Origin of the sequence: Gluconobacter sp. R75690, from assembly GCF_015244525.1 — a bacterium.
GTDB classification, from domain to species: domain Bacteria; phylum Pseudomonadota; class Alphaproteobacteria; order Acetobacterales; family Acetobacteraceae; genus Gluconobacter; species Gluconobacter potus.
Map to the genome: position 1 here is coordinate 212,255 of NZ_JABCQB010000001.1, position 20,058 is coordinate 232,312.

General features: G+C 61.7%; 16 protein-coding genes. 11 read left to right on the forward strand and 5 right to left on the reverse strand.

Annotated elements, in window-relative coordinates; translation table 11 throughout:
* Nucleotides 1-15: 15 nt before the first annotated feature.
* A complete protein-coding gene (locus HKD27_RS01020; protein WP_194264470.1) occupies nt 16-1,020 on the reverse strand; it encodes an MBL fold metallo-hydrolase in 1,005 nt (334 codons plus the stop codon).
* 137 nt (nt 1,021-1,157) lie between these two features.
* Between HKD27_RS01020 and tkt the strand changes: the two genes are divergently transcribed.
* From tkt to HKD27_RS01075, 11 genes are all read left to right on the forward strand, one after another.
* Nucleotides 1,158-3,215, forward strand: coding sequence for a transketolase (gene tkt / locus HKD27_RS01025; protein ID WP_194688225.1), 2,058 nt, complete (start codon nt 1,158-1,160; stop codon nt 3,213-3,215).
* A 12-nt stretch (nt 3,216-3,227) separates the two neighbouring features.
* Nucleotides 3,228-6,101 (forward strand): bifunctional transaldolase/phosoglucose isomerase, encoded by a 2,874-nt coding sequence (locus HKD27_RS01030; RefSeq protein WP_194688224.1) that lies wholly within the window; start codon nt 3,228-3,230, stop codon nt 6,099-6,101.
* 3 nt (nt 6,102-6,104) lie between these two features.
* Nucleotides 6,105-7,103, forward strand: a complete 999-nt coding sequence (gene gnd, locus HKD27_RS01035; protein WP_194688223.1) for a phosphogluconate dehydrogenase (NAD(+)-dependent, decarboxylating) — start codon at nt 6,105-6,107, stop codon at nt 7,101-7,103.
* Between the two features lie 106 nt (nt 7,104-7,209).
* The gene (locus HKD27_RS01040) at nt 7,210-8,070 is read left to right on the forward strand and encodes a Cof-type HAD-IIB family hydrolase (RefSeq protein WP_194688222.1); all 861 of its coding nucleotides are present in this window, start codon (nt 7,210-7,212) and stop codon (nt 8,068-8,070) included.
* Nucleotides 8,067-8,807 carry a 6-phosphogluconolactonase gene (pgl, locus tag HKD27_RS01045; RefSeq protein ID WP_062497485.1) on the forward strand — a complete coding sequence of 247 codons (741 nt, stop codon included), beginning with the start codon at nt 8,067-8,069 and terminating at the stop codon, nt 8,805-8,807. Before HKD27_RS01040 ends, pgl begins: the two co-directional genes overlap by 4 nt.
* Nucleotides 8,804-9,499: a ribose-5-phosphate isomerase RpiA gene (gene rpiA / locus HKD27_RS01050; RefSeq protein ID WP_194688221.1), complete on the forward strand. Its 696-nt coding sequence runs from the start codon at nt 8,804-8,806 to the stop codon at nt 9,497-9,499. Before pgl ends, rpiA begins: the two co-directional genes overlap by 4 nt.
* Before the next feature lie 2 nt (nt 9,500-9,501).
* Entirely contained in the window at nt 9,502-10,038 is a 537-nt protein-coding gene (locus tag HKD27_RS01055) for a gluconokinase (protein ID WP_194688220.1), read from the forward strand.
* Nucleotides 10,039-10,041: 3 nt separating this feature from the next.
* Nucleotides 10,042-10,569 carry a YaiI/YqxD family protein gene (locus tag HKD27_RS01060; RefSeq protein WP_194688219.1) on the forward strand — a complete coding sequence of 176 codons (528 nt, stop codon included), beginning with the start codon at nt 10,042-10,044 and terminating at the stop codon, nt 10,567-10,569.
* Nucleotides 10,570-10,624: 55 nt separating this feature from the next.
* Nucleotides 10,625-11,497, forward strand: a complete 873-nt coding sequence (locus HKD27_RS01065; RefSeq protein ID WP_062497481.1) for a LysR family transcriptional regulator — start codon at nt 10,625-10,627, stop codon at nt 11,495-11,497.
* A 139-nt stretch (nt 11,498-11,636) separates the two neighbouring features.
* Nucleotides 11,637-13,079 carry an aldehyde dehydrogenase gene (gene aldA, locus HKD27_RS01070; RefSeq protein ID WP_194688218.1) on the forward strand — a complete coding sequence of 481 codons (1,443 nt, stop codon included), beginning with the start codon at nt 11,637-11,639 and terminating at the stop codon, nt 13,077-13,079.
* A 57-nt stretch (nt 13,080-13,136) separates the two neighbouring features.
* On the forward strand, nt 13,137-13,664 hold the full coding sequence (locus tag HKD27_RS01075) for a type 1 glutamine amidotransferase domain-containing protein (protein ID WP_172492904.1): 528 nt from the start codon (nt 13,137-13,139) through the stop codon (nt 13,662-13,664).
* Between the two features lie 70 nt (nt 13,665-13,734).
* On the opposite strand, the gene HKD27_RS01080 is transcribed toward HKD27_RS01075, so the two are convergent.
* The 4 genes from HKD27_RS01080 to HKD27_RS01095 form a co-directional block, all read right to left on the reverse strand.
* Nucleotides 13,735-14,841, reverse strand: a complete 1,107-nt coding sequence (locus tag HKD27_RS01080) for a glycerophosphodiester phosphodiesterase (protein WP_194688217.1) — start codon at nt 14,839-14,841, stop codon at nt 13,735-13,737.
* A gap of 11 nt (nt 14,842-14,852) precedes the next feature.
* Complete coding sequence (locus HKD27_RS01085) at nt 14,853-17,249, reverse strand: TonB-dependent receptor (protein ID WP_194688216.1); 2,397 nt, start codon at nt 17,247-17,249, stop codon at nt 14,853-14,855.
* Between the two features lie 111 nt (nt 17,250-17,360).
* Nucleotides 17,361-18,800 carry an ATP-binding protein gene (locus HKD27_RS01090; protein WP_194688215.1) on the reverse strand — a complete coding sequence of 480 codons (1,440 nt, stop codon included), beginning with the start codon at nt 18,798-18,800 and terminating at the stop codon, nt 17,361-17,363.
* Nucleotides 18,801-18,804: 4 nt separating this feature from the next.
* Nucleotides 18,805-20,028, reverse strand: coding sequence for a TIGR03862 family flavoprotein (locus HKD27_RS01095; RefSeq protein ID WP_194688214.1), 1,224 nt, complete (start codon nt 20,026-20,028; stop codon nt 18,805-18,807).
* Nucleotides 20,029-20,058: the final 30 nt, after the last annotated feature.

Below are 20,058 nucleotides of genomic sequence, written 5' to 3' on the forward strand. Positions count from 1 at the left end.
TTATCGGAGGAGAGGTTAGCTTTTTGTGTCAGCCGGCGGAAGGGTAAGGCTCTCACCGTTCTCCAGTGCTGCGAATGGGCGGCTTCCGGGTCGGCTGGCGAATTCCAGACGGGTGGGGGGCTCCAGAATGGCCTCGTCGGTGAGCTGGAAGGTCCCGAAATGGATAGGCAGCCCCTGTTTTGCCCTGAGTGTATCGAACGCCATAAGGGCTTCTTCGGGCGACATATGGACGCGCCGCATCAGGTCGCGCGGGTCGTAGGCGCCGATGGGCAGGATAGCGAGGTCGATGTCCGGCCAGCGGCGGTGAATCGCGTCGAAATGCTTGCCCCAGGCCGTGTCGCCCGCGAAAAAGACCGTGTAGCCATCCGCTTCGATCGTGAACCCGCCCCACAGCGCACGGTTGGAATCGAACGGTGTGCGAGCGCTGCCATGCAGGGCCGGGGTGGCCGTGATGCGGGCGCCGTCATCGGTCGTGCTTTCCCACCAGTCAAGCTCGGCGATGCGGGGCAGATCGGCCTTTTCCAGATGCCGGCGGTTGCCGGGCAGGGAGATGCACAGCGGATCGTCACGTTCGGCCAGCGCGCGCAGGCTGGGCAGGTCCAGATGGTCGTAATGGCAGTGCGAGACGAGGATGACGTCGATGTGGGGCAGGACATCGAGCGTGATGCCGGGCGGACGAACACGACGGGGACCGAAACTGCGGAAGGGGGAGCAGCGTTCGGAGAAAACCGGATCAGTGATGATCCGCAGAGGTGCGCGTCCCGCGCGACCAAACTGGAGCAGAACGGTCGCATGGCCGATAAACGTAACGCAGCATTCTCCCGGAGCGGGCATGACCTGTGGCCAGGATTTCTGTGGCGGAAGGGCGTTCGGCCAGCGGGGGCGCAGTCCTATCTGCCAGCGGAAAATGTTCCCTATCCGCTGGGAAGTCCTGCGGGTTGTGCGTGTTTCATCAGGCCGCCAAACCTCGGGATTAAGGTAATGATCACCGTCGAAATGAGACGGGTTGTCATCAAGCACAAGAGCGTGTTTCACAATATGGTTTACCAATCAGCCATTGCGTCCGGCGTGACTTCGCGTCATGCCGTGGCAGCAGAATGCGCGGGGGATATCGTTGCGTTTCTTCCCGTCAGTCACAAGCCGGAGACCCCGTTCCGATGAGTACGCTTCCCCAACTCGCCATCAATACGATCCGTACCCTTTCGATGGAAGGTGTTGAACGCGCCAATTCCGGCCATCCTGGCACGGCCATGGCCCTTGCTCCCGCGATGTACGCGGTGTGGCAGCATGATCTGAAATACGATCCGGCCGACCCGTGCTGGCCGGCGCGTGACCGCTTTGTCCTCTCGGTCGGCCATGCGTCGATGCTCCTGTATTCCACCCTCTTCCTGACGGGTGTGAAGGATATCCGGGACGGCAAGGTCGTCGATGCCCCGTCGCTGACGGTGGAAGACCTCTCCCAGTTCCGTCAGCTGAACTCCAAGACGCCGGGCCATCCGGAATACCGCTTTACCGCTGGTGTCGAGACCACGACTGGCCCGCTTGGGCAGGGTTGCGGCAATTCCGTCGGTATGGCGATTGCGCAGAAATGGATGTCCGCACGTTACGACCGTCCGGGCTTCAAGCTGTTCGACTACCACGTGACGGTGTTCTGTGGAGACGGTGACATGATGGAGGGCGTGGCGTCTGAAGCTGCGTCTACTGCCGGTCATCTGGCTCTGGGGAACCTGACCTGGATCTATGATTCAAACCAGATTTCCATTGAAGGCTCGACGGATCTGGCTTTCACGGAAAATGTCGGCAAGCGCTTCGAGGCCTATGGCTGGCACGTCCAGACGCTGACGGATGGCAATGACGTCGATGCCATCCTTGCCGCGCTGAAGGCTGCGCGCGCGGTGACGGACCGTCCGAGCCTTATCGTTCTCAAGACGATCATCGGTTACGGCGCGCCCAAGAAGGCTGGCACGGCCTCGGCCCATGGTGAGCCGCTGGGTGCGGATGAAATCAAGGGTGCAAAGGAGGCCTATGGCTGGCCGGAAGACGCTCCGGACTTCTACGTGCCGGATGGCGTGAAGGAGCACTTCGCCGACGGCCTTGGCAAGCGTGGCGCGGAAGCGCATGCGGAATGGCGCGAGCTGTTCTCGGCCTATCGCGAGGCACATCCGGACCTTGCTGCTGAAATCGACTGCATCATCGAGCATCGTCTGCCGGAAGGCTGGGACAAGGATATCCCGACCTTCGACGCGGATGCGAAGGGCATTGCTTCGCGTGCAAGCTCGGGCCAGGTGCTGAACGCGGTTGCGAAGAACCTGCCCTGGATGATCGGTGGTTCCGCTGACCTGACGCCGTCTACCAAGACGGACATCAAGGGCGGTGGCTCCTTCCAGCCGGAAAAATGGAATGGCACCTATGGTGGCCGGAACATTCATTTCGGTGTGCGCGAACATGCGATGGGCTCCATCTGCAACGGCATCGCGCTGTCGGGCATCCGGTCCTACGGTTCAGGCTTCCTGATCTTCTCGGACTACATGAAAGCGCCGATCCGTCTGTCCGCGATCATGGAACTGCCGGTTCTGTACATTTTCACGCATGACTCCATCGGCGTGGGTGAGGACGGTCCGACGCATCAGCCGATCGAACAGCTTGCCCAGCTGCGCGCCACGCCGGGGATCATGACGATCCGTCCGTCCGATGCCAACGAAGTGGCGGAAGCCTGGCGCACGCTGATCCCGATGACGCACAAGCCGGCGGTGCTGGCCCTGAGCCGTCAGAACCTGCCGACGATCGACCGTACGAAATATGCTTCCGCCGCCGGTCTGGCGAAGGGTGGCTATGTGCTGGCGAGCTGTGAGGGCAAGCCGGACGTGATCCTGATTGCTTCGGGTTCAGAAGTCAGTCTCGTGGTCTCGGCTTACGAGAAGCTGACGGAAGAGGGTATCAAGGCCCGCGTCGTGTCCATGCCGAGCTTCGACCTGTTCGAAGAGCAGAGCCAGGAATACCGCGATTCCGTGCTGCCGCCGGATGTCATCGGTCGCGTTGCGGTCGAGCAGGCCGCAGCCTTCGGCTGGGACCGCTATGTCGGCATCGGTGGTGCGATCATCGCCATGAACACGTTCGGTGCGTCGGCTCCGGCTTCCGCACTGCTTACGAAATTCGGTTTCACGCCTGAGGCGGTCTATGACGCGGCAAAGCGTCAGGCCCTGCGCGGCAAGTAAGGGAGAGATCCTGTGGCAGACACAATCTCCAATACCGGTCTGAACGAAGTCGGCAGTGTGCTGCGCGACCTTGAGAAATACGGTCAGTCTCCCTGGCTGGACTTCATCCAGCGCAGCTTCACGGAGGATGGCAGCCTCCGCAAGCTGGTGGACGAGGACGGCCTGCGGGGTGTGACGTCCAACCCGGCCATCTTCGAGAAGGCCATCGGGCACGGCACCGAATACGATCCGCAGATCCGCAAGCTGCTCGAAGGGGAGGGTCTGTCCCCCGGCGAGCTGTACGAGCATCTCGCCATTGACGATATCCGCTCGGCCTGTGCGGTGCTGGATCCGGTGTTCGAAAAGACCAAGGGGCTGGACGGCTATGTCAGCCTCGAGGTTTCGCCCTATCTGGCCTTCGATGCGCACGGTACCATCACGGAAGCGCGCCGCCTGTGGAAGGCAGTCGGACGCCCGAACCTGATGATCAAGATCCCGGGTACGGTTGAAGGCACGGGTGCGATCCGCGAAGCCATCGCGGACGGCATCAATGTTAACGTGACGCTGCTGTTCTCGCTGGATGCGTACAAGGCGGTCCTGGAAGCCTATATTTCCGGTCTTGAAGCGCGTGTGGCCCGTGGCGAAGAAATCTCGCGCATCTCCAGCGTGGCATCGTTCTTCGTCAGCCGTATTGACGGGAAGATCGACGCGGAAATCGACCGTCGCGTTGCCGCAGGGGACCCGGAAGCTGAAGCGCTGAAGGCCATTCGCGGCAAGGTTGCGATCGCCAATGCCAAGATGGCGTACCAGTACTATCTGGAAGTCCGCAATAGCCCGCGCTGGAAGGCTCTGGCGGAAAAGGGCGCGAACCCGCAGCGTCTGCTCTGGGCCAGCACCGGGACCAAGGACAAGGCCTATTCTGACGTCCTGTATGTCGAGGAGCTGATCGGCCCCGAGACGGTCAACACCATCCCGCCTGCAACGTTTGACGCCTATCGCGATCACGGCAAATCCCGTGCGAGCCTGACGGAAAACGTCGATCAGGCGCGGCACGTCATGGCAGAGGCCGAGCGTCTGGGGCTGGGTCTGGACGCGATTACGGCCAAGCTGGTCAAGGATGGCTGTGCAGCGTTCAGCGTCTCGTTCGATACGCTGCTGACGGCCGTTGCCACCAAGCGCGAGGCCGTGCTGGGCGATCGTCTGCTGCGGGTCAGCGCGGATCTGCCGCCTGACCTGCGAGATGATGTTGCCGCGGCTGAAAAGGACTGGAGCCACAGTGGCGGTCTGCGCCGCATCTGGAAGAAGGACCCGTCCGTCTGGACGAACGGTCCGGAAGCTGGCTGGCTGAACTGGCTGACGGTCGTGCAGGACCGCCTGTGGCATATCGAGGAGCTGGAAGTCCTGGCCCGCGATGTCCGCAGTCGCGGCTTCAAGGACATCCTGCTTCTGGGCATGGGCGGTTCGAGCCTCGGCCCCGAAGTTCTGGCCGAGACGTTCGGGCAGCGCGAAGGCTGGCCGAAGCTGCATGTTCTCGACAGCACGGACCCGCAGCAGGTTACGGCGTTCGAGAAGGCCATCGATCCGAAGAACACACTGTTCATCGTGGCCAGCAAGTCCGGTGGAACGCTGGAGCCGAACATCCTGTTCGCGCATTTCTGGCAGGTCGCGGGTCAGGCTCTGGGCAAGAAGCCGGGTGACAGCTTCATCGCGATCACCGATCCGGACTCGCACATGCAGAAAGTGGCCGAGGAAAACGGCTTCTGGCGCATTTTCTATGGCGATCCGAAAATCGGTGGCCGTTATTCGGTCCTGTCCAATTTCGGTCTTGTCCCGGCTGCCGCGAGCGGCATCGATGTCCGCAAGCTGCTGACGATCACGCGTCTGATGGTGGAATCCTGTGACGGCAGTGCACCTCCTTCTGCCAATCCGGGTGCGGTCCTTGGTCTGATCCTGGGTCATGCCGCGCACTGCTTTGGCCGTGACAAGGTGACGATCCTGGCGTCTGACGGGATTGCCTCACTGGGGGCCTGGCTCGAACAGCTGATTGCCGAGAGCACCGGCAAGAAGGGCCTCGGACTCATCCCCATCGATGAGGAAGAGCTTGGGACGCCGGATGTCTACGGAACAGACCGTGTCTTCGTGGATCTGCTGCTCGGCGAGGATGTTCCCGACAGCCGCCTTGGCGCCCTGCGCGCCGCTGGTGCCCCTGTAGTCACCATCCGCTTGGCCGATGCGTCCCAGATTGGGCAGGCATTCTTCCTGTTTGAATTCGCTACCGCTGTTGCCGGTGCGGTTCTCGGGATCGACCCGTTCGATCAGCCGGATGTGGAGTTCAGCAAGCTTGAGACGCGCAAGCTGACCTCGGCCTATGCTGAGACAGGCTCGCTGCCGCCGGAAACGCCCTTCGCCAAGGATGGTCCGCTGTCGTTCTATGCGGATGCGAAGAACACGGAAGCCTCTGGAAACAAAGGTGATGCGGTCTCCATCCTCAAGGCGCTCTTTGATCGCGTAAAGCCGGGTGACTATGTCGGGCTACTCGCCTATATCAGGCGCGACCAGCAGACCCGGGACTGGGCACAGTCCGTTCGTATGGAGCTTCGGGACGCACTGAAGGTGGCAACAGCCGCTGAATTCGGGCCCCGGTTCCTGCACTCGACGGGCCAGGCCTACAAGGGCGGACCTGACAGTGGCGTGTTCCTGCAGGTTACGGCGACGGATGCGGCGGATGTGCCGGTTCCGGGTCATGGCTTCAGCTTCAGTGTCGTGAAAGCGGCACAGGCGCGAGGCGATTTCGAGGTGCTCGCGGCCCGTGGTCGTCGTGCCCTCCGCGTTCATATCGATGGACCGCTGGAGGACGGGCTGAAGGCTCTGGAAACGGCGATTCACAAAGCACTGGCAGGAGCATAAGTCATGCGGATCGGAATCATCGGACTGGGACGGATGGGCGGCAACATTGCTATTCGTCTGACCCGGCACGGGCATGATGTTGTCGTGCATGACCGCACGCCGGAAGTCACTACGTCGGTCGTCAGCCGCTGTGAAGCCGGGCGCGCAACGCCTGCCGATACGCTGGCCGATATGGCAAAACTGCTTGAGGGCGACGAGCACCGTGTGGTGTGGGTCATGCTGCCGGCCGGCGCCATCACCGAGGACTGCGTTCAGCAGCTCGGGGGCCTTCTGGGGCGCGGCGACATCATCATTGATGGCGGCAACACCTATTACAAGGACGATGTTCGCCGTTCGGCCGAACTGGCTGAAAAGGGCATTTCCTATGTCGATGTCGGGACTTCAGGCGGTGTCTGGGGTCTGGAACGCGGCTACTGCATGATGTTCGGCGGCACGAAAGAGACCGCCGAATACATCGATCCGATCCTCAGCGCGCTGGCGCCGGGCATCGGGGACGTGCCACGTACGCCCGGCCGTGACGAGGCGGGTCATGATCCGCGCGCCGAACAGGGCTATCTGCACTGTGGTCCCGCAGGTTCGGGCCACTTTGTGAAGATGGTCCATAACGGCATCGAATACGGCATGATGCAGGCCTTCGCAGAGGGCTTCGACATCATGAAGAGCAAGAACTCTCCGGTCCTCGCGGAAAAGGACCGGTTCGAGCTCAATATGGGTGACATCGCGGAAGTCTGGCGTCGCGGCAGTGTCGTGTCGTCCTGGCTGCTTGACCTGACGGCCGAGGCCCTGACGCGTTCGGAGACCCTCAACGAGTTCTCTGGCGAAGTCGCGGATTCCGGTGAGGGTCGCTGGACGATCGAGGCCGCTATTGAAGAAGACGTGCCGGCTCCCGTCATGACGGCTGCGCTGTTCACGCGCTTCCGCTCACGGTCGGGTAATAATTTTGCCGAGAAAATTCTCTCGGCACAGCGTTTCGGTTTCGGCGGACACGTCGAAAAGAAATAAGCCTGCGCCCCGCATGGGCAAGGACTGGCTGGCAGGGTATGGTTTTGCCATCGATGACCAGCCAGCCCCCGCAAAGACTCTGACGGGGGTTTTTACAGGGGCTTTTATGTCCGTTGACCTCGACGCCATCCATGCGGATCTGCCGCCGCTGCCACAGACCATCCGGATGGTCGTGTCCGACATGGATGGAACCCTCCTGACGTCAGACAAGACCATCGCGCCTTCGACGCGGGCCATGGTCAGGGTGCTGCAGGAGCGGGGAATTCCGCTCTGTCTGGCCAGTGCAAGACCGCCTGCCGCCATGGTCCCCTATATCGAGCAGCTCGGCCTGACCGGGCAGAATGCCGGCTTCAATGGTGGCATCATCTTCAAGCCTGACGGCACCACGTCCGTCAGTCGTGTTCTGTCCCCCGATGTGCTGTCGATCGTCCATGACATGCTGCATCTGCACGGGATCGAGACCTGGTTCCTGCGGCAGTCCTACTGGATGGTGAGGGACGCCTATACGCCCTTCGTCCAGCACGAACAGGGCATCACCGGCCTGATACCACATCAGGTTCCCGATCTTCGCAAGGAGTTCGAGGGCATCGGCAAGGTGATGGGCGTGAGCAGCGATACCAGTCTGCTTCAGGACATTGAGACCGAGCTTGGGGCCATGCTCCAGGGCGACGCGAGCGTGCGCCGTTCTTCCGATATTCTCCTCGACGTGACGCCGGCCCTGGCCAACAAGGGTGAGGCCATTCGCGAACTGGCGCTTGCCCATGGCATTGCGCCGCATGAAGTCGCCTGTCTTGGCGATGCCCATAACGATCTGCCGATGTTTTCGGTGGCGGGACTGGGCATTGCGATGGGGCAGGCCGAAGACGATGTGAAAGCCGCCGCGCAGGTTCTCACAGACACCAACGAGCGCGATGGCTGGGCCAAGGCCGTCGAGCGCTACATCCTGCCGAGAGTTCCCAATCCATGACCACCGACATCCGTGCCGCCACGCTGGAAACCCTTCCTGACTCTGAAGCCGTTGCCCTGCGGATGGCGGATCTTCTCATAGAAGGGATCCTGGCCAAGACGGATGGCCCGTTCCGGGTTGCCCTGTCCGGCGGCTCTACGCCCAAGCGCCTGTTCGAGATCCTGGCTACGCCGTCCCGCGCAAAGCTGATTCCGTGGGAGCGTGTTGAGATTTTCTACGGCGACGAGCGACACGTGCCGGAAGGCCATGCGGACAGCAACCACACGGTCGGCCAGTCCGTCCTGCTGTCCCGTGTTCCGGTGCCAGCGCAGAATGTCCATGCCATTCCGACCGCTGGTACGGTGGAAGAGGATGCGAAGGCCTACGAAAAGACCCTTCAGGCCGCCTATGGGGCAACGACGCTCGATCCGCAGCGCCCGCTGTTTGATCTGGTCATGCTAGGTCTGGGTACCGATGGTCACACGGCCTCGCTGTTTCCCGGGCAGCCGGTTCTGAAGGAGCGGACGGCCTGGGTCGGCACGGCTGCACCGTCCACAGCACCTTACGAGCGCATCACGCTCACCTATCCCGCCATCCAGTCCAGCGCGCTGGTCGTGTTCCTCGTGACGGGGGCCTCCAAGGTCGAGATGCTGGAGCGCCTGGTCGAGGGCGACAGTTCCATCCCGTCCGCACGGGTAACGAGCGAGGGACGGATCATCATTCTGGCAGACCGCGCTGCGGTGGGAGAAGACGCATGAGCGGTACGGATATGAACGTTCACAAGCGTACGGCTGCGCGTGAAGCTGCGGATATGGTCAAAAGCGGCATGGTCGTGGGGCTCGGGACCGGTAGCACGGCGGCCTACATGATCGAGCGTCTGGGCGAGCGCGTTAAGGAAGGTCTGGAAATCTTCGGCATCCCGACGTCTGATGACAGCGAAGACAAGGCGCTTAAGGCCGGTATTCCGCTGACCGATTTCAGCGCGCATCGCCGCATCGATATTGCCATTGATGGCGCGGACGAGGTCCAGCGTGGTTCGCTCAATCTTATCAAGGGGCTGGGCGGGGCGTTGCTGCGTGAAAAGATTGTGGCGCAGGCAGCCAAGCGTTTCGTGGTGATCGTGGACGGCACCAAGCCCGTGGACCTGCTGGGCGAACGGGCGCCGGTGCCGGTGGAAGTCATTTCTTTCGGCTGGGAATGTACGGCGGAACGTCTGGCGGCCTGTGGCGCACGCGGCGTGAAGCCGAGGACGGACCGGGCCGGATCGCTGTTCGTAACCGATACCGGCAACATGATTCTGGACTGCCATTTTGGACCGATCGAAAAGCCCGAGGAACTGGCTGAGAAAATCGACCGGATCGTGGGTGTCGTGGAGCACGGCATGTTTCTCAACATGGCGTCCGAAGTCCTCGTGGCGACGCCGGATGGCGTGGAGCATTGGGAGCCATGAAAATGACGGAAAATGAAACACAGCTGGGTCTGAAGCCGCGTTTCCTCGTGGTCATGGGCGTGTCCGGAACAGGCAAGACGACGGTTGCAACCGGACTGGCCACGCGTCTGGGCTGGCATTTTCAGGAAGGCGATGCACTGCACCCGCCGGCCAATGTCGAAAAGATGAGCACCGGTCAGCCGCTGACCGATGCGGATCGCGCGCCCTGGCTTGCGCTCTGTCATGACTGGCTGCGCGAACAGGTGAAGGCCGGACATGGCGCCGTCCTGACGTGTTCCGCGCTCAAGCGCTCCTATCGCGAGCAGTTGCGCGGCGAGGACCTGCCGATCGAGTTCGTGCATATCGATACGTCGGCCGGGGAACTTGCTGAACGCTTGCAGCGCCGGGAAGGGCATTTCATGCCGGCGAGCCTGCTGCCCAGCCAGCTTGCGACACTTGAAGTACCTGGCGACGACGAGCCTGTAATCCGGGTCTCGGGCGAGAAGCACCCCGATGTGGTGCTGGAGGAGCTGATCCGCCATTTTCAGGCGGAGGACTGATCCATGGCCGAGACCACCCGGCTTCTGGTGGATGCCGATGCGTGCCCGGTCAAGGATGAGATCTACCGGGTCGGGGCACGCTACGGCCTTAAGACGGTCATCGTTGCCAATAGCTGGATGAATATCCCGCAGTCGCCGCTTATCGAGCGCGTCGTGGTGCCGGAAGGGCCGGACGTGGCAGATGACTGGATTGCGGGACAGGTGACGCCTGCGGATATCGTCATCACCAGCGACATTCCGCTCGCGGTGCGCTGTCTGGCGAAACAGGCTTCTGTCCTGCGCCCCAATGGCGAGGAAATCGACGACCGCTCCGTCGGCATGGTCTCGGCCATGCGCGATTTGATGCAGGGTCTGCGCGAGACGGGAGCGGTCACGACCTACAATCCGTCCTTCGGGAAAAACGACCGGAGCCGGTTTTTATCCGCGCTCGATACGCTCATCGTGCGACTCCGCAAGAAAGCTGCCCTGGCGCAATCGGTCCCCAGTTCGTCAGAAACAATCCACAGGCCCTTCCCCGGAGATGTTCCCTGATTCTGGGGATATCTTCTGCCGGGGGATAATCCCGCCCCGATAAGGATATTTTCCCATGAATCCCCTCCGCCTCGCCCAGCTTGAAATGTTCTGCGCGGTCGTGGAGGAGGGGACGGTCGTAGCAGCGTCCCGGCGCCTGAACTGTGTGGCGTCCAATGTGACGGCGCGGCTGAAGGAGCTGGAACTGCTGCTCGGGCAGGAGCTGTTTCTGCGTGAAAAGGGTCGCCTGACGCCCACTCCCGAAGGGCGGCTCTTCTATCAGCAGGCCCTGCCGGTCGTGGCTGGCGCACGGAGCCTGACGGATCTGTTTTCCGAGGGCACTCCGCGCGGTGTCCTGAATATCGGGGCGCTGGATGTCGCTCTTGAGGGCTATCTGCCGCGGATCGTGCCTGAGTTTCTCAAAGCCTGCCCGGGTGTGGAACTGAAGATGTTCCTGCGCCCGACCTATACGCTGGAGCGCATGCTGGCGGATGGGGAAATCGATCTGGCGCTGACGGACGGGCCGATCGTTCATCCCCTGATGGAAAGCCGTTTTGCCTTTCGCGAGAAACTGGCGCTCGCCATGCCGGAAGGCCAGAAAGGCGCGCGGGACGGGCAACATGTGTTCCTGTTCAACACCGACTGCTTCTACCGCCGCTATTTCGAGACCTGGCTTGAGCGGCATGGCGTCTCGAACGCGATCATCCACACGGTTGAATCCTATGACGTCATTCTTGCCTGCGTTCAGGCGGGCTTGGGTATTTCCTGTGTTCCGCACAGCATCATTTCACAGGTCAAGAAACGGCGTCGTGAGGGGATCGCGTTTACATATCCGGAAGATCTGAAAGGCAGTGAAGTCTATTTCATCTGGCGTGAGCCGGGACTGAATGATCTCGGGCGGAGATTTCTGGACTACGCGCCAGCGCATCCGGATACTCATGAAAAGTGAGTCCTGGGCTCACGAATCATCACTTTTTATTATCGGGGAATGCCTGCACCTTACGGTCATCGAATGAACTGCTGGTTGGCTGATGCGTCTGTTTCATCACGGAGCGCAGGGTCGCCACACAGAAAATGCAGGAAATTTCATGACTGGGAAAAGCAATCTTTTTATCAATGGAAGCTGGGTCGCCCCAAAGAGTGGCGAGTGGATCACGGTTGAAAACCCGGCCACGAAAGCGGTTGTCGGCGAAGTGGCCAAGGGCAGTCAGGCCGATGTGGATGCGGCGGTCTCTGCCGCGAAATCAGCCTTTGTTGGCTGGAGCCGCCGTACGGCGACCGAACGTGCCGATTACATCCACGCGCTCAAGGATCTGGTGAAGCGGGACAAGGAGAAGCTGGCTGGCATCATCACGTCCGAAATGGGCAAGCCGCTGAAGGAAGCCCGGATCGAGGTGAACTTTGCCATCGGTCTGCTGCGCTTCTCGGCTGAAAACGTGCTGCGGCTTCAGGGTGAAATCATCCCCGGCAGCTCCCCGGAAGAGAAGATCCTGATAGACCGTGTGCCGCTGGGCGTAATCGGGGCGATCACCGCCTGGAACTTCCCGCTGGCCTTGTGTGCCCGCAAGATCGGTCCGGCTGTGGCCGCGGGCAATACCATCGTCGTCAAGCCGCATGAACTGACGCCGCTGGCCTGCCTGCATCTGGCGAAGCTGGCTGAGGAAGCGAAGATTCCGCACGGCGTCATCAATGTCGTGACGGGCGATGGCAAGGATGTCGGCGTGCCACTGGTGGCGCATAAGGACATCAAGCTCATCACGATGACGGGCTCGACTCCGGCCGGCAAGAAGATCATGGCGGCAGCGTCCGAGACGCTGAAGGAAGTCCGGCTTGAACTGGGCGGCAAGGCGCCGTTCATGGTCATGGAAGATGCCGATCTGGACAAGGCGGCCGATGCCGCGGTGGCGTCGCGTTTCGGCAATGCCGGTCAGGTCTGCACCTGCAACGAGCGTACCTATATTCACGAGGCCGTCTACGACAGGTTCGTCCAGAAGGTCCGTGAGAAGATCGAGGCTCTGAAGGTCGGTCTGCCGACGGACCCGTCCACGGATATGGGCCCGAAGGTGAGCGAGGACGAGCTCAACAAGGTGCATGAAATGGTCGAGCATGCTGTCCGTCAGGGCGCACGTCTTGCCATTGGCGGCAAGCGTCTGACGGGTGGCGTGTACGACAAGGGGTACTTCTACGCCCCGACGCTGCTGACGGATGTGACGCAGGACATGGATATCGTCCACAACGAGGTCTTCGGTCCGGTCATGTCACTGATCCGCGTGAAGGATTTCGATCAGGCCATCGCCTGGGCCAATGACTGCCGCTACGGCCTGTCGGCTTATCTCTTCACGAACGATCTGAGCCGGATCCTGCGTATGACCCGCGATCTGGAATTCGGTGAGGTCTATGTGAACCGTCCGGGTGGTGAGGCCCCGCAGGGCTTCCACCACGGCTACAAGGAAAGTGGCCTGGGCGGTGAAGACGGGCAGCACGGCATGGAAGCCTATGTCCAGACCAAGACCATCTATCTCAACGCATAACTGTCTGACGGGCGGCGGCGTCTGCCGTCGCCCGCATTCTCTGAAAGGACCGGAACCATGGTAAAAGTCGCTGCACTGGCCACTGACGGCCTCGAAGAAATCGAACTGACGGGTCCGCAGGAAGCGCTGGAAAAAGCCGGTGCGACCGTCACGGTCATTTCCCTCAAGGCAGGGGAATTCCAGGCCGTGAACAAGGACATCTATCCGTCCAACAAAATCCGCGCCGATCTGGCGATTGCCGATGCAAAGGCCGAGGATTATGACGCGCTGCTGCTTCCGGGCGGTCTGGCCTCTCCGGATGCGTTGCGGATGAACAAGGATGTCGTGGCATTCGCCCGTGCTTTCGTAAAGGCGAACAAGCCGATTGCTGCCATCTGCCACGGCGCGCAGACGCTGATTGAAGTGAATGAACTCAAAGGTCGGACTGTCACGTCCTGGCCGGCCATCCGAACTGATCTGGAAAACGCTGGCGCGACCTGGGTGGATAATGAGGTCGTTGTTGACGGACCTTATGTCTTCTCACGCTGCCCGGATGATATTCCGGCTTTCAACAAGGCGATCATCAAGCATTTCAAGATCGCCTGAGATTTCTGTCAGGTCACAAAAAAGGAGGCTCTCCCGGTCAGGGAGGCCTCCTTTTTTGTGGCAGCGGCCTTCAGATTATGCCCTTCACGGCAATGCGTCCCAGTGCGGGATCATCCGTGAAGAAGCCGTCGATCCCCATATCCAGATAGCGGCGGACTTCCGTGATCATGCCCTTGGGGTTGCGGGCGGCGTCTCCGGCATCGCTGCGAAGCTGGGCCGGGAGGAAGTGGTTTTCCGGCCGTGCCGTATAGGAATGAACCAGCAGTCCGGCCTTATGGGCATCCGTTACAAGCGTGGAGGGCTCAAGCCACGCACCCTTGCTGTCACGCGGGATCAGGTCCGTGTTGGAGGGACCGATCACGTCGGCATAGCGGCGGACTTCCTTGAGGCCTTCCGGCGTCATGAGATCTCCGAACGTCGTGGTCTTGCCGGCTGCCAGAAGATCCGGCGGGACGTCCTTGCGCTCGCCCATGAGCAGCATCAGACGCGCCTGCGGGTTGATGGACAGAACGTCCGCCCGGATGCGGCCCAGATTGCCGGTTTCAAAGGACTGGAGCTCCAGCGGGGCCTGCCGGGTGTAGTCGTGGGCGGCGATGGTCCGCAGGAACGCGGCTTCGGGGTTCAGGCCGAGGCTGTTGAAATGGGTGGAATGCTTGATTTCCGGCACCAGCCCAAAGACCTTGCCCGTCGCAGCCGACTGGGCAGCGACCTGCTCGATGACTTCCTCGAAGGTCGGGATCTCGAAATGGTCGTCATAGCGGGTGTTGTGCACCCGGATCGTGGAAAGGCGCTCGCGGGCGCGGAGGGTCTTGAGTTCGGCCAGTGTGAAGTCCGTGGTGAACCAGCCGGTCTCGTTCTTTCCGTCGATCTTCAACGTGCGATGACGGGAGGCGAATTCCGGATGGTCCGCCACGTCCGTTGTGCCGGCAATGTTGCTCTCATGGCGGACGACCAGATGGCCGTCCCTTGTCATGACGAGATCAGGCTCGATGAAATCTGCACCATCCATCATGGCGCGGGCATAAGAGGCCAGCGTGTGCTCCGGACGCAGGGCCGAGGCCCCGCGATGGGCGAACACGAGGGGCTTCGGCGCCAGTGAGGGGGCCGCCTTTGCCCGCAGGTAGAGAGCGGGAACTCCGGCAGCCAGCAGGCCCAGTGCGCGGCGGCGTGACAGCATGACGGAACTCCTTACAGGGCGGCGCTGATGCTCAGGAAGAACATGCGCGGCGCGATGGGATAGGCCGAGAACTGACCCGAAGTCTGGGTCGCGTTGATCGTGGACCATCCCTTGGTGTTTGTCAGGTTGGTAATGTTGCCCTGGACCTTCAGCGACGCCAGATGCGGGATGTTGTGGAAAGTGTAGCCCGCGTTCAGGTTGAACTGCGCATAAGGTGCGGCCCACATGTCGTTGGTATAGGTCGCATAACGCTTGCCAATGACGTCACCGGTGAACTGGCCATAGGCGTTGCCCCAGTTGGTGGTGAAGACGAACTTCTCGGACCAGTCCGGCATGCCGACGACGTTCTTACCAGCAGTATGGATGATGCTCGAGCCCGTGCTGTAGTTATCGTTGTAAACGGACTTGTTGTAGGACAGCGCGTTATACAGCGAGAAATGCGGGCCGAAATGGGTGGTGAAGGAGAAGTCCATGCCATCCGTCGTGACCGAGCCCACGTTTGCCAGCGTGGTGGCCGAACCGATGATGGACGACAGGGTTTGCGTCGTCGCCACGGCCAGAAGACGGTTCGAGAAGTGGACGTGATAGTACTCGACCTGACCTTCGATCGCCGTCAGCGGACCGAGATGGATCTGGCGGTGTTCACGCAGACCGGTCTCATACGTCCATGAGGTTTCGGGCTTGCCGTTCTTCTTGAATTCTTCAAAGGCGGCCTGGCTGGTGGCGCCCCAGGGCGTGGCATTGCCGTAACCTGCGTCCTGATAGGAGCGCATGTTTTCCTGGATGTTGGCGAACCACTGTTCGTGCTTCGTGATGTCCCAGACCGCGCCGAAGGCGGGCAGGAACGGCTTGGCGGCATCGATCTCGCCACCCGGTGCCGTCACGGCATAGGACGGGGAGAGCGAACCCGCCTTGGCGGCGACCGGCAGGGTGCCGTTCGTATAGACCAGCTCGGACTTGAAGCCCGCCATCAGGGAGAAAGTCTTCGAGATCTGCCAGTTGTCCTGCAGATGCGTGACGAACGTGTTGGTGTAGAAATTGTTGGTGTACTGGTCGATCAGGGCGTTCTGCTGGCGCTCGTAAGGGGTGGTCGGGTTGCTGGCGTCCAGCGGATACCAGCGACGGGCCTGCGTGTTGTTGTTGCGCTCATACCAGCCGCCAAGCTCGATCGAGTGCTTGCCGAGATGGTAGCGCAGCGTGGACATCAGGCCACCGCGGTTGTCCCAGTATTCGGTCGTTCGCGTGGCATAGCCCGAACCGCCGAAAACGGTGTTCAGATCCTGACCCGGGAAATAGGCGGCGAACAGCGTCGGCAGACCGGCGGCCGAGATCGGACCGGCTACGACGCCTTCACCCAGATCATGGTGATAATAGATGCTGTTGTCCCAGTGCAGGTTTTCGCTGAAATCATGCGTCCACTTTGCATAGGCAAGAAAATCTTCACGCTGTGCGGCTGAATAGTAGTTCCGGTAGTTCAGACCGGCATTCGTGTAGGCTGCGGAGTTGATGTACGACTTGGCATACGCAAAATTCGGATAGGTGAACGGACGCACATAGGTGCCATAACCGTTCGGCAGCGTGATGCTGTCCTCGTTCGGCTCGACCTTTTGGGACCAGTCAAAGAACGTCGAGAAATGATCGTGTTCGCTGTTGTGCACGAACTTCGCATTGACCTGATAGCCGCCCTGATGGCCGGCGAAGTCCCAGGCGCGGGCGTCCTGACGCGCGAAGGAGACATAGGCCGAGTTGCCATTGCCGAACTCACCCGTATCGAGGCGTGCGAAGGTGCGGAACGTGGACCAGCTTCCGAATACCTGTTCAATCTGCGCGCCGCGCTTCTTCAGCGGGTCCTGCGTCGTGAACTGGAGCGTACCACCGAGGTTGGATGTGGATGCCGTGCCGAGCGCACCGGCACCCGAGGAGACCGACGCCGAGCCGATGTTCTCGCTGATTGCCGCGCGCTGCGGGGACAGGCCGTCATAGTTGCCATAGGCCTGATCGCCCAGCGGAATGCCGTCGAGCGTGTAGCCGAGCTGGTTCTGGTTGAAGCCGTGAACGTAGAGCGAGGAGTTCTGCTCGTTATTGCCCCACGGATCGGCGTTGTTGAACACGACGCCCGGCAGCATTTCCAGCGCCTTGATCGGGTTCACGCCCGGAAGGATACGCTGGATCTGGACGTGGCTCAGCCCCTGTTCGGAGCGCGTGCGGCGTGCGGTGATGACGAGCTGTTCCGTACCGCCGGCCACGGCGTCAACCTTGGCCTTGTGTTTGGTGTCATGTCTGGCGGTCGTGTTTTTTTTCGTTCCTGTCGTTGCTGCCTCGACAGGATGGGGAAGGGCTGCAGCCAGCGCAAATGGCGAGCAGAAAACGGTCAGGAGCAGGCGGGAACGCAGCAGGTTGCGCGGCATTGAAAGTCTTTCCGGATGGAGAAGAGATCGAACGCGGCGGACCCTAATCTTTCCTGAAAGAACTGCGTGTGAAGCTCCTGTGAACGTACCGTTGCAGAACTGTGACAGCCGTCAGACCGTCTGCCATCCCAGCCCGACGATGGCGACGCGACGGCCCAGCGGCGTCTCCTGAAGGACGATAACCTCGCGCTCTTCCAGATAGTTCAGCTGCCGCCGGGCGCGGCCAAGCGAGTGTGTTCCATAGGCGCGAGCCAGAGCTTCGTCACCCGGGCAGGTTTCGCCGTCGAGTGCGGTGCGGGCGAGGAGCAGGAAGACGCCCTGCACATCTTCGGGCAGGGTCGCAGCGATAGCCTGGGCCTGTTTCCAGTCCTCGCTTTCGGAACGCTCGCGGTCCAGCCCGGCGCGGATGGTGGCCAGCATCCGGTGGAACGGTCCCAGTTCCAGCACATTGCGCGACAGGCCCTGAATCCTCGCCCGGAGCTGGAAGTCCTGATACAGGGTGGCCAGCGGTTTGTAGTCCGAACCTTCCCCGGCCACGACCTCGGCCACCAGCGACCAGAGCTGGTCAGGATCGGCTTCGACGACGACGGCTGCCGGAGCGGGTTCTTCGGCCTCGCGTTCGGCGCCATAAGCATCGAGCTGTGCCAGCAGGTCCGGCGGGGGCGGACGGGATTCCCGGCGGGGACGGGGTGTAAACTCGTGGACCGGCTCGAGAATGATGTCCCGCAGGTCTTCGGCTGAGACAGGCTCAAGCGGCAGAAGAACCGGCCCCGTGGCGTGGCTCGCGGTCGTCACAGGGCCGATGGTCACCAGCTTCGGACGGCGGCTCAGGGCCGGCCCGAGCGCCATGAACTGACCGCGCGCCAGATCCCGGAAGGACTCCGCCGCCCGGCGCTCCATGCCCAGAAGATCGGCCGCACGCGCCATGTCGATATCAAGGAAGGTCCGGCCCATGAGGAAGTTGGAGGCCTCGGCCGCGACGTTCTTGGCCAGCTTGGCAAGACGCTGCGTTGCGATGACACCGGCCAGACCGCGCTTTCGGCCACGGCACATGAGGTTCGTCATGGCTCCGAGCGACAGCCGCCGGGCTTCATCGGACGTGTCGCCGCCCGCGACAGGCGCGAAGAGCTGGGCTTCATCGACCACGACGAGAACGGGATACCAGTGCGCGCGCGGGGCCTCGAACATGCCGTTGAGGAAAGCGCCGGCTGCCCGAAGCTGCATTTCCGCTTCGACCTGCTCAAGATTCAGCACCACAGACGCGCGATGGGCGCGCACGCGTTCGCCCGCCGCGCGCAGGCTGGCTTCGGACTGGTCTTCAACGTCGATCACCAGATGGCCGTAATGGTCGGCCAGGGTGACGAAATCGCCTTCCGGATCGATCATGACCTGCTGGACAAGGGTGGCCGTCTGCTCCAGCAGGCGTCGCAGAAGATGCGATTTTCCCGAGCCGGAATTGCCCTGGACCAGCAGGCGCGTGGCCAGGAGTTCCGGCAGATCAATGCAGGTGTCGGAGCCGTCGCGGCCCTGTCCGAGAATGATGGATGTCATGGCGTCAGGCGATAGCGGAATTGGACGATTCTAGCCACCCAAGGACGCCATTTGCTGCGGCATAGGCCGTGGAAAAACAGCCCTGAAGCAGATAACCGCCCGTCGGTGCCTCCCAGTCCAGCATTTCACCTGCCACGAAAACCCCGGGGCGGGATTTCAGCATGAACCGCTCGTCCACGGCATCCTGCCGTATGCCGCCGGCTGTGGAGATGGCGCGATCAAGCGCGTCCATACCGATCAGTGGCAGGGGAAGGGCCTTGATTGTCTGGGCAAGCTGAAGAGGCGTGACGTCTTTCGGGGTGGCGGATTTCAGAAGGTCACGGGAGGGGGCATCCAGCGACAGGGCCTTGCGAAGCCGGTTGCTCTGGCTCTCGCGTTCCCGCTGGGCCAACAGGCGTTTCAGGACGTCATCGACTGAAAGCGTGGGGCGGAGGTCGAGCGTAAGGACTGCGCGTCCTTCATTCAGGATGCTTTCCCGCAGATCTGCTGAAAGCGCGTAGAGTGCCGAGCCTTCCAGCCCGCGCGATGTGAGGGTCAGGTCGCCACGGGTCTGCCGCGTGCCGAAGGTCAAGCCAACGGAATGAAGCACGCTGCCTTCGTGCCTTGCCGCAAAATCTGCGGCCCAGTCGGGCAGGAAACCACAATTCGCGGGGGCGAAAGGCGCTGTCTCATCCGTCATGAAATCCGCCCAGCGGCCGTCCGATCCCAGCCGGGACCAGCTTGCGCCCCCCATTGTGAGAACGGTCGCATCGGCTCTGACGGATGTCTGACCGTCCGCCGTGTCGAAGCGCAAAGTTGCGCCGTCCCAGCCGACAAAACGATGCCGGGTGTGGATCTGGACGCCCTGTTCGGCCAGTCGGCGGAGCCAGGCGCGCAACAGGGGAGAGGCTTTCATGGCCGTAGGGAAGACACGCCCTGAGGAGCCGGAAAAGCAGGCCTGTCCAAGTCCCTCGGCCCATTCTGTTAAAGCGGATGGCGGAAACGCGCGGATGGCGGGTTCGAGCCAGTTCCGTGCTTTGCCATAGCGGCTCAGAAAACGGTCCAGCGGCTCCGAATGGGTCAGGTTCAGCCCGCTGCGTCCTGCCATCAGCAGCTTGCGTCCCACGCTTGGCATCCGGTCGAAAACCCTCACCCTGCATCCCCGCGCGGACAGGATTTCTGCCGCGAACAGTCCGGCGGGACCGGCTCCTATAATGGCGATGGATGGGGGAGGGGGCGCAGCATTCATAAGCGCCTGATTGCCATGTGAAGCAGGATT

What these genes read in the sequence shown, in the direction of transcription:
- tkt (WP_194688225.1), top strand. Translation starts at nt 1,158, where the DNA reads ATGAGTACGCTTCCCCAACTCGCCATCAATACGATCCGTACCCTTTCG.
- gnd (WP_194688223.1), top strand. Translation starts at nt 6,105, where the DNA reads ATGCGGATCGGAATCATCGGACTGGGACGGATGGGCGGCAACATTGCT.
- HKD27_RS01040 (WP_194688222.1), top strand. Translation starts at nt 7,210, where the DNA reads ATGTCCGTTGACCTCGACGCCATCCATGCGGATCTGCCGCCGCTGCCA.
- pgl (WP_062497485.1), top strand. Translation starts at nt 8,067, where the DNA reads ATGACCACCGACATCCGTGCCGCCACGCTGGAAACCCTTCCTGACTCT.
- rpiA (WP_194688221.1), top strand. Translation starts at nt 8,804, where the DNA reads ATGAGCGGTACGGATATGAACGTTCACAAGCGTACGGCTGCGCGTGAA.
- HKD27_RS01055 (WP_194688220.1), top strand. Translation starts at nt 9,502, where the DNA reads ATGACGGAAAATGAAACACAGCTGGGTCTGAAGCCGCGTTTCCTCGTG.
- HKD27_RS01060 (WP_194688219.1), top strand. Translation starts at nt 10,042, where the DNA reads ATGGCCGAGACCACCCGGCTTCTGGTGGATGCCGATGCGTGCCCGGTC.
- HKD27_RS01065 (WP_062497481.1), top strand. Translation starts at nt 10,625, where the DNA reads ATGAATCCCCTCCGCCTCGCCCAGCTTGAAATGTTCTGCGCGGTCGTG.
- aldA (WP_194688218.1), top strand. Translation starts at nt 11,637, where the DNA reads ATGACTGGGAAAAGCAATCTTTTTATCAATGGAAGCTGGGTCGCCCCA.
- HKD27_RS01075 (WP_172492904.1), top strand. Translation starts at nt 13,137, where the DNA reads ATGGTAAAAGTCGCTGCACTGGCCACTGACGGCCTCGAAGAAATCGAA.
- HKD27_RS01080 (WP_194688217.1), bottom strand. Translation starts at nt 14,841, where the DNA reads ATGCTGTCACGCCGCCGCGCACTGGGCCTGCTGGCTGCCGGAGTTCCC.
- HKD27_RS01085 (WP_194688216.1), bottom strand. Translation starts at nt 17,249, where the DNA reads ATGCCGCGCAACCTGCTGCGTTCCCGCCTGCTCCTGACCGTTTTCTGC.
- HKD27_RS01090 (WP_194688215.1), bottom strand. Translation starts at nt 18,800, where the DNA reads ATGACATCCATCATTCTCGGACAGGGCCGCGACGGCTCCGACACCTGC.
- HKD27_RS01095 (WP_194688214.1), bottom strand. Translation starts at nt 20,028, where the DNA reads ATGAATGCTGCGCCCCCTCCCCCATCCATCGCCATTATAGGAGCCGGT.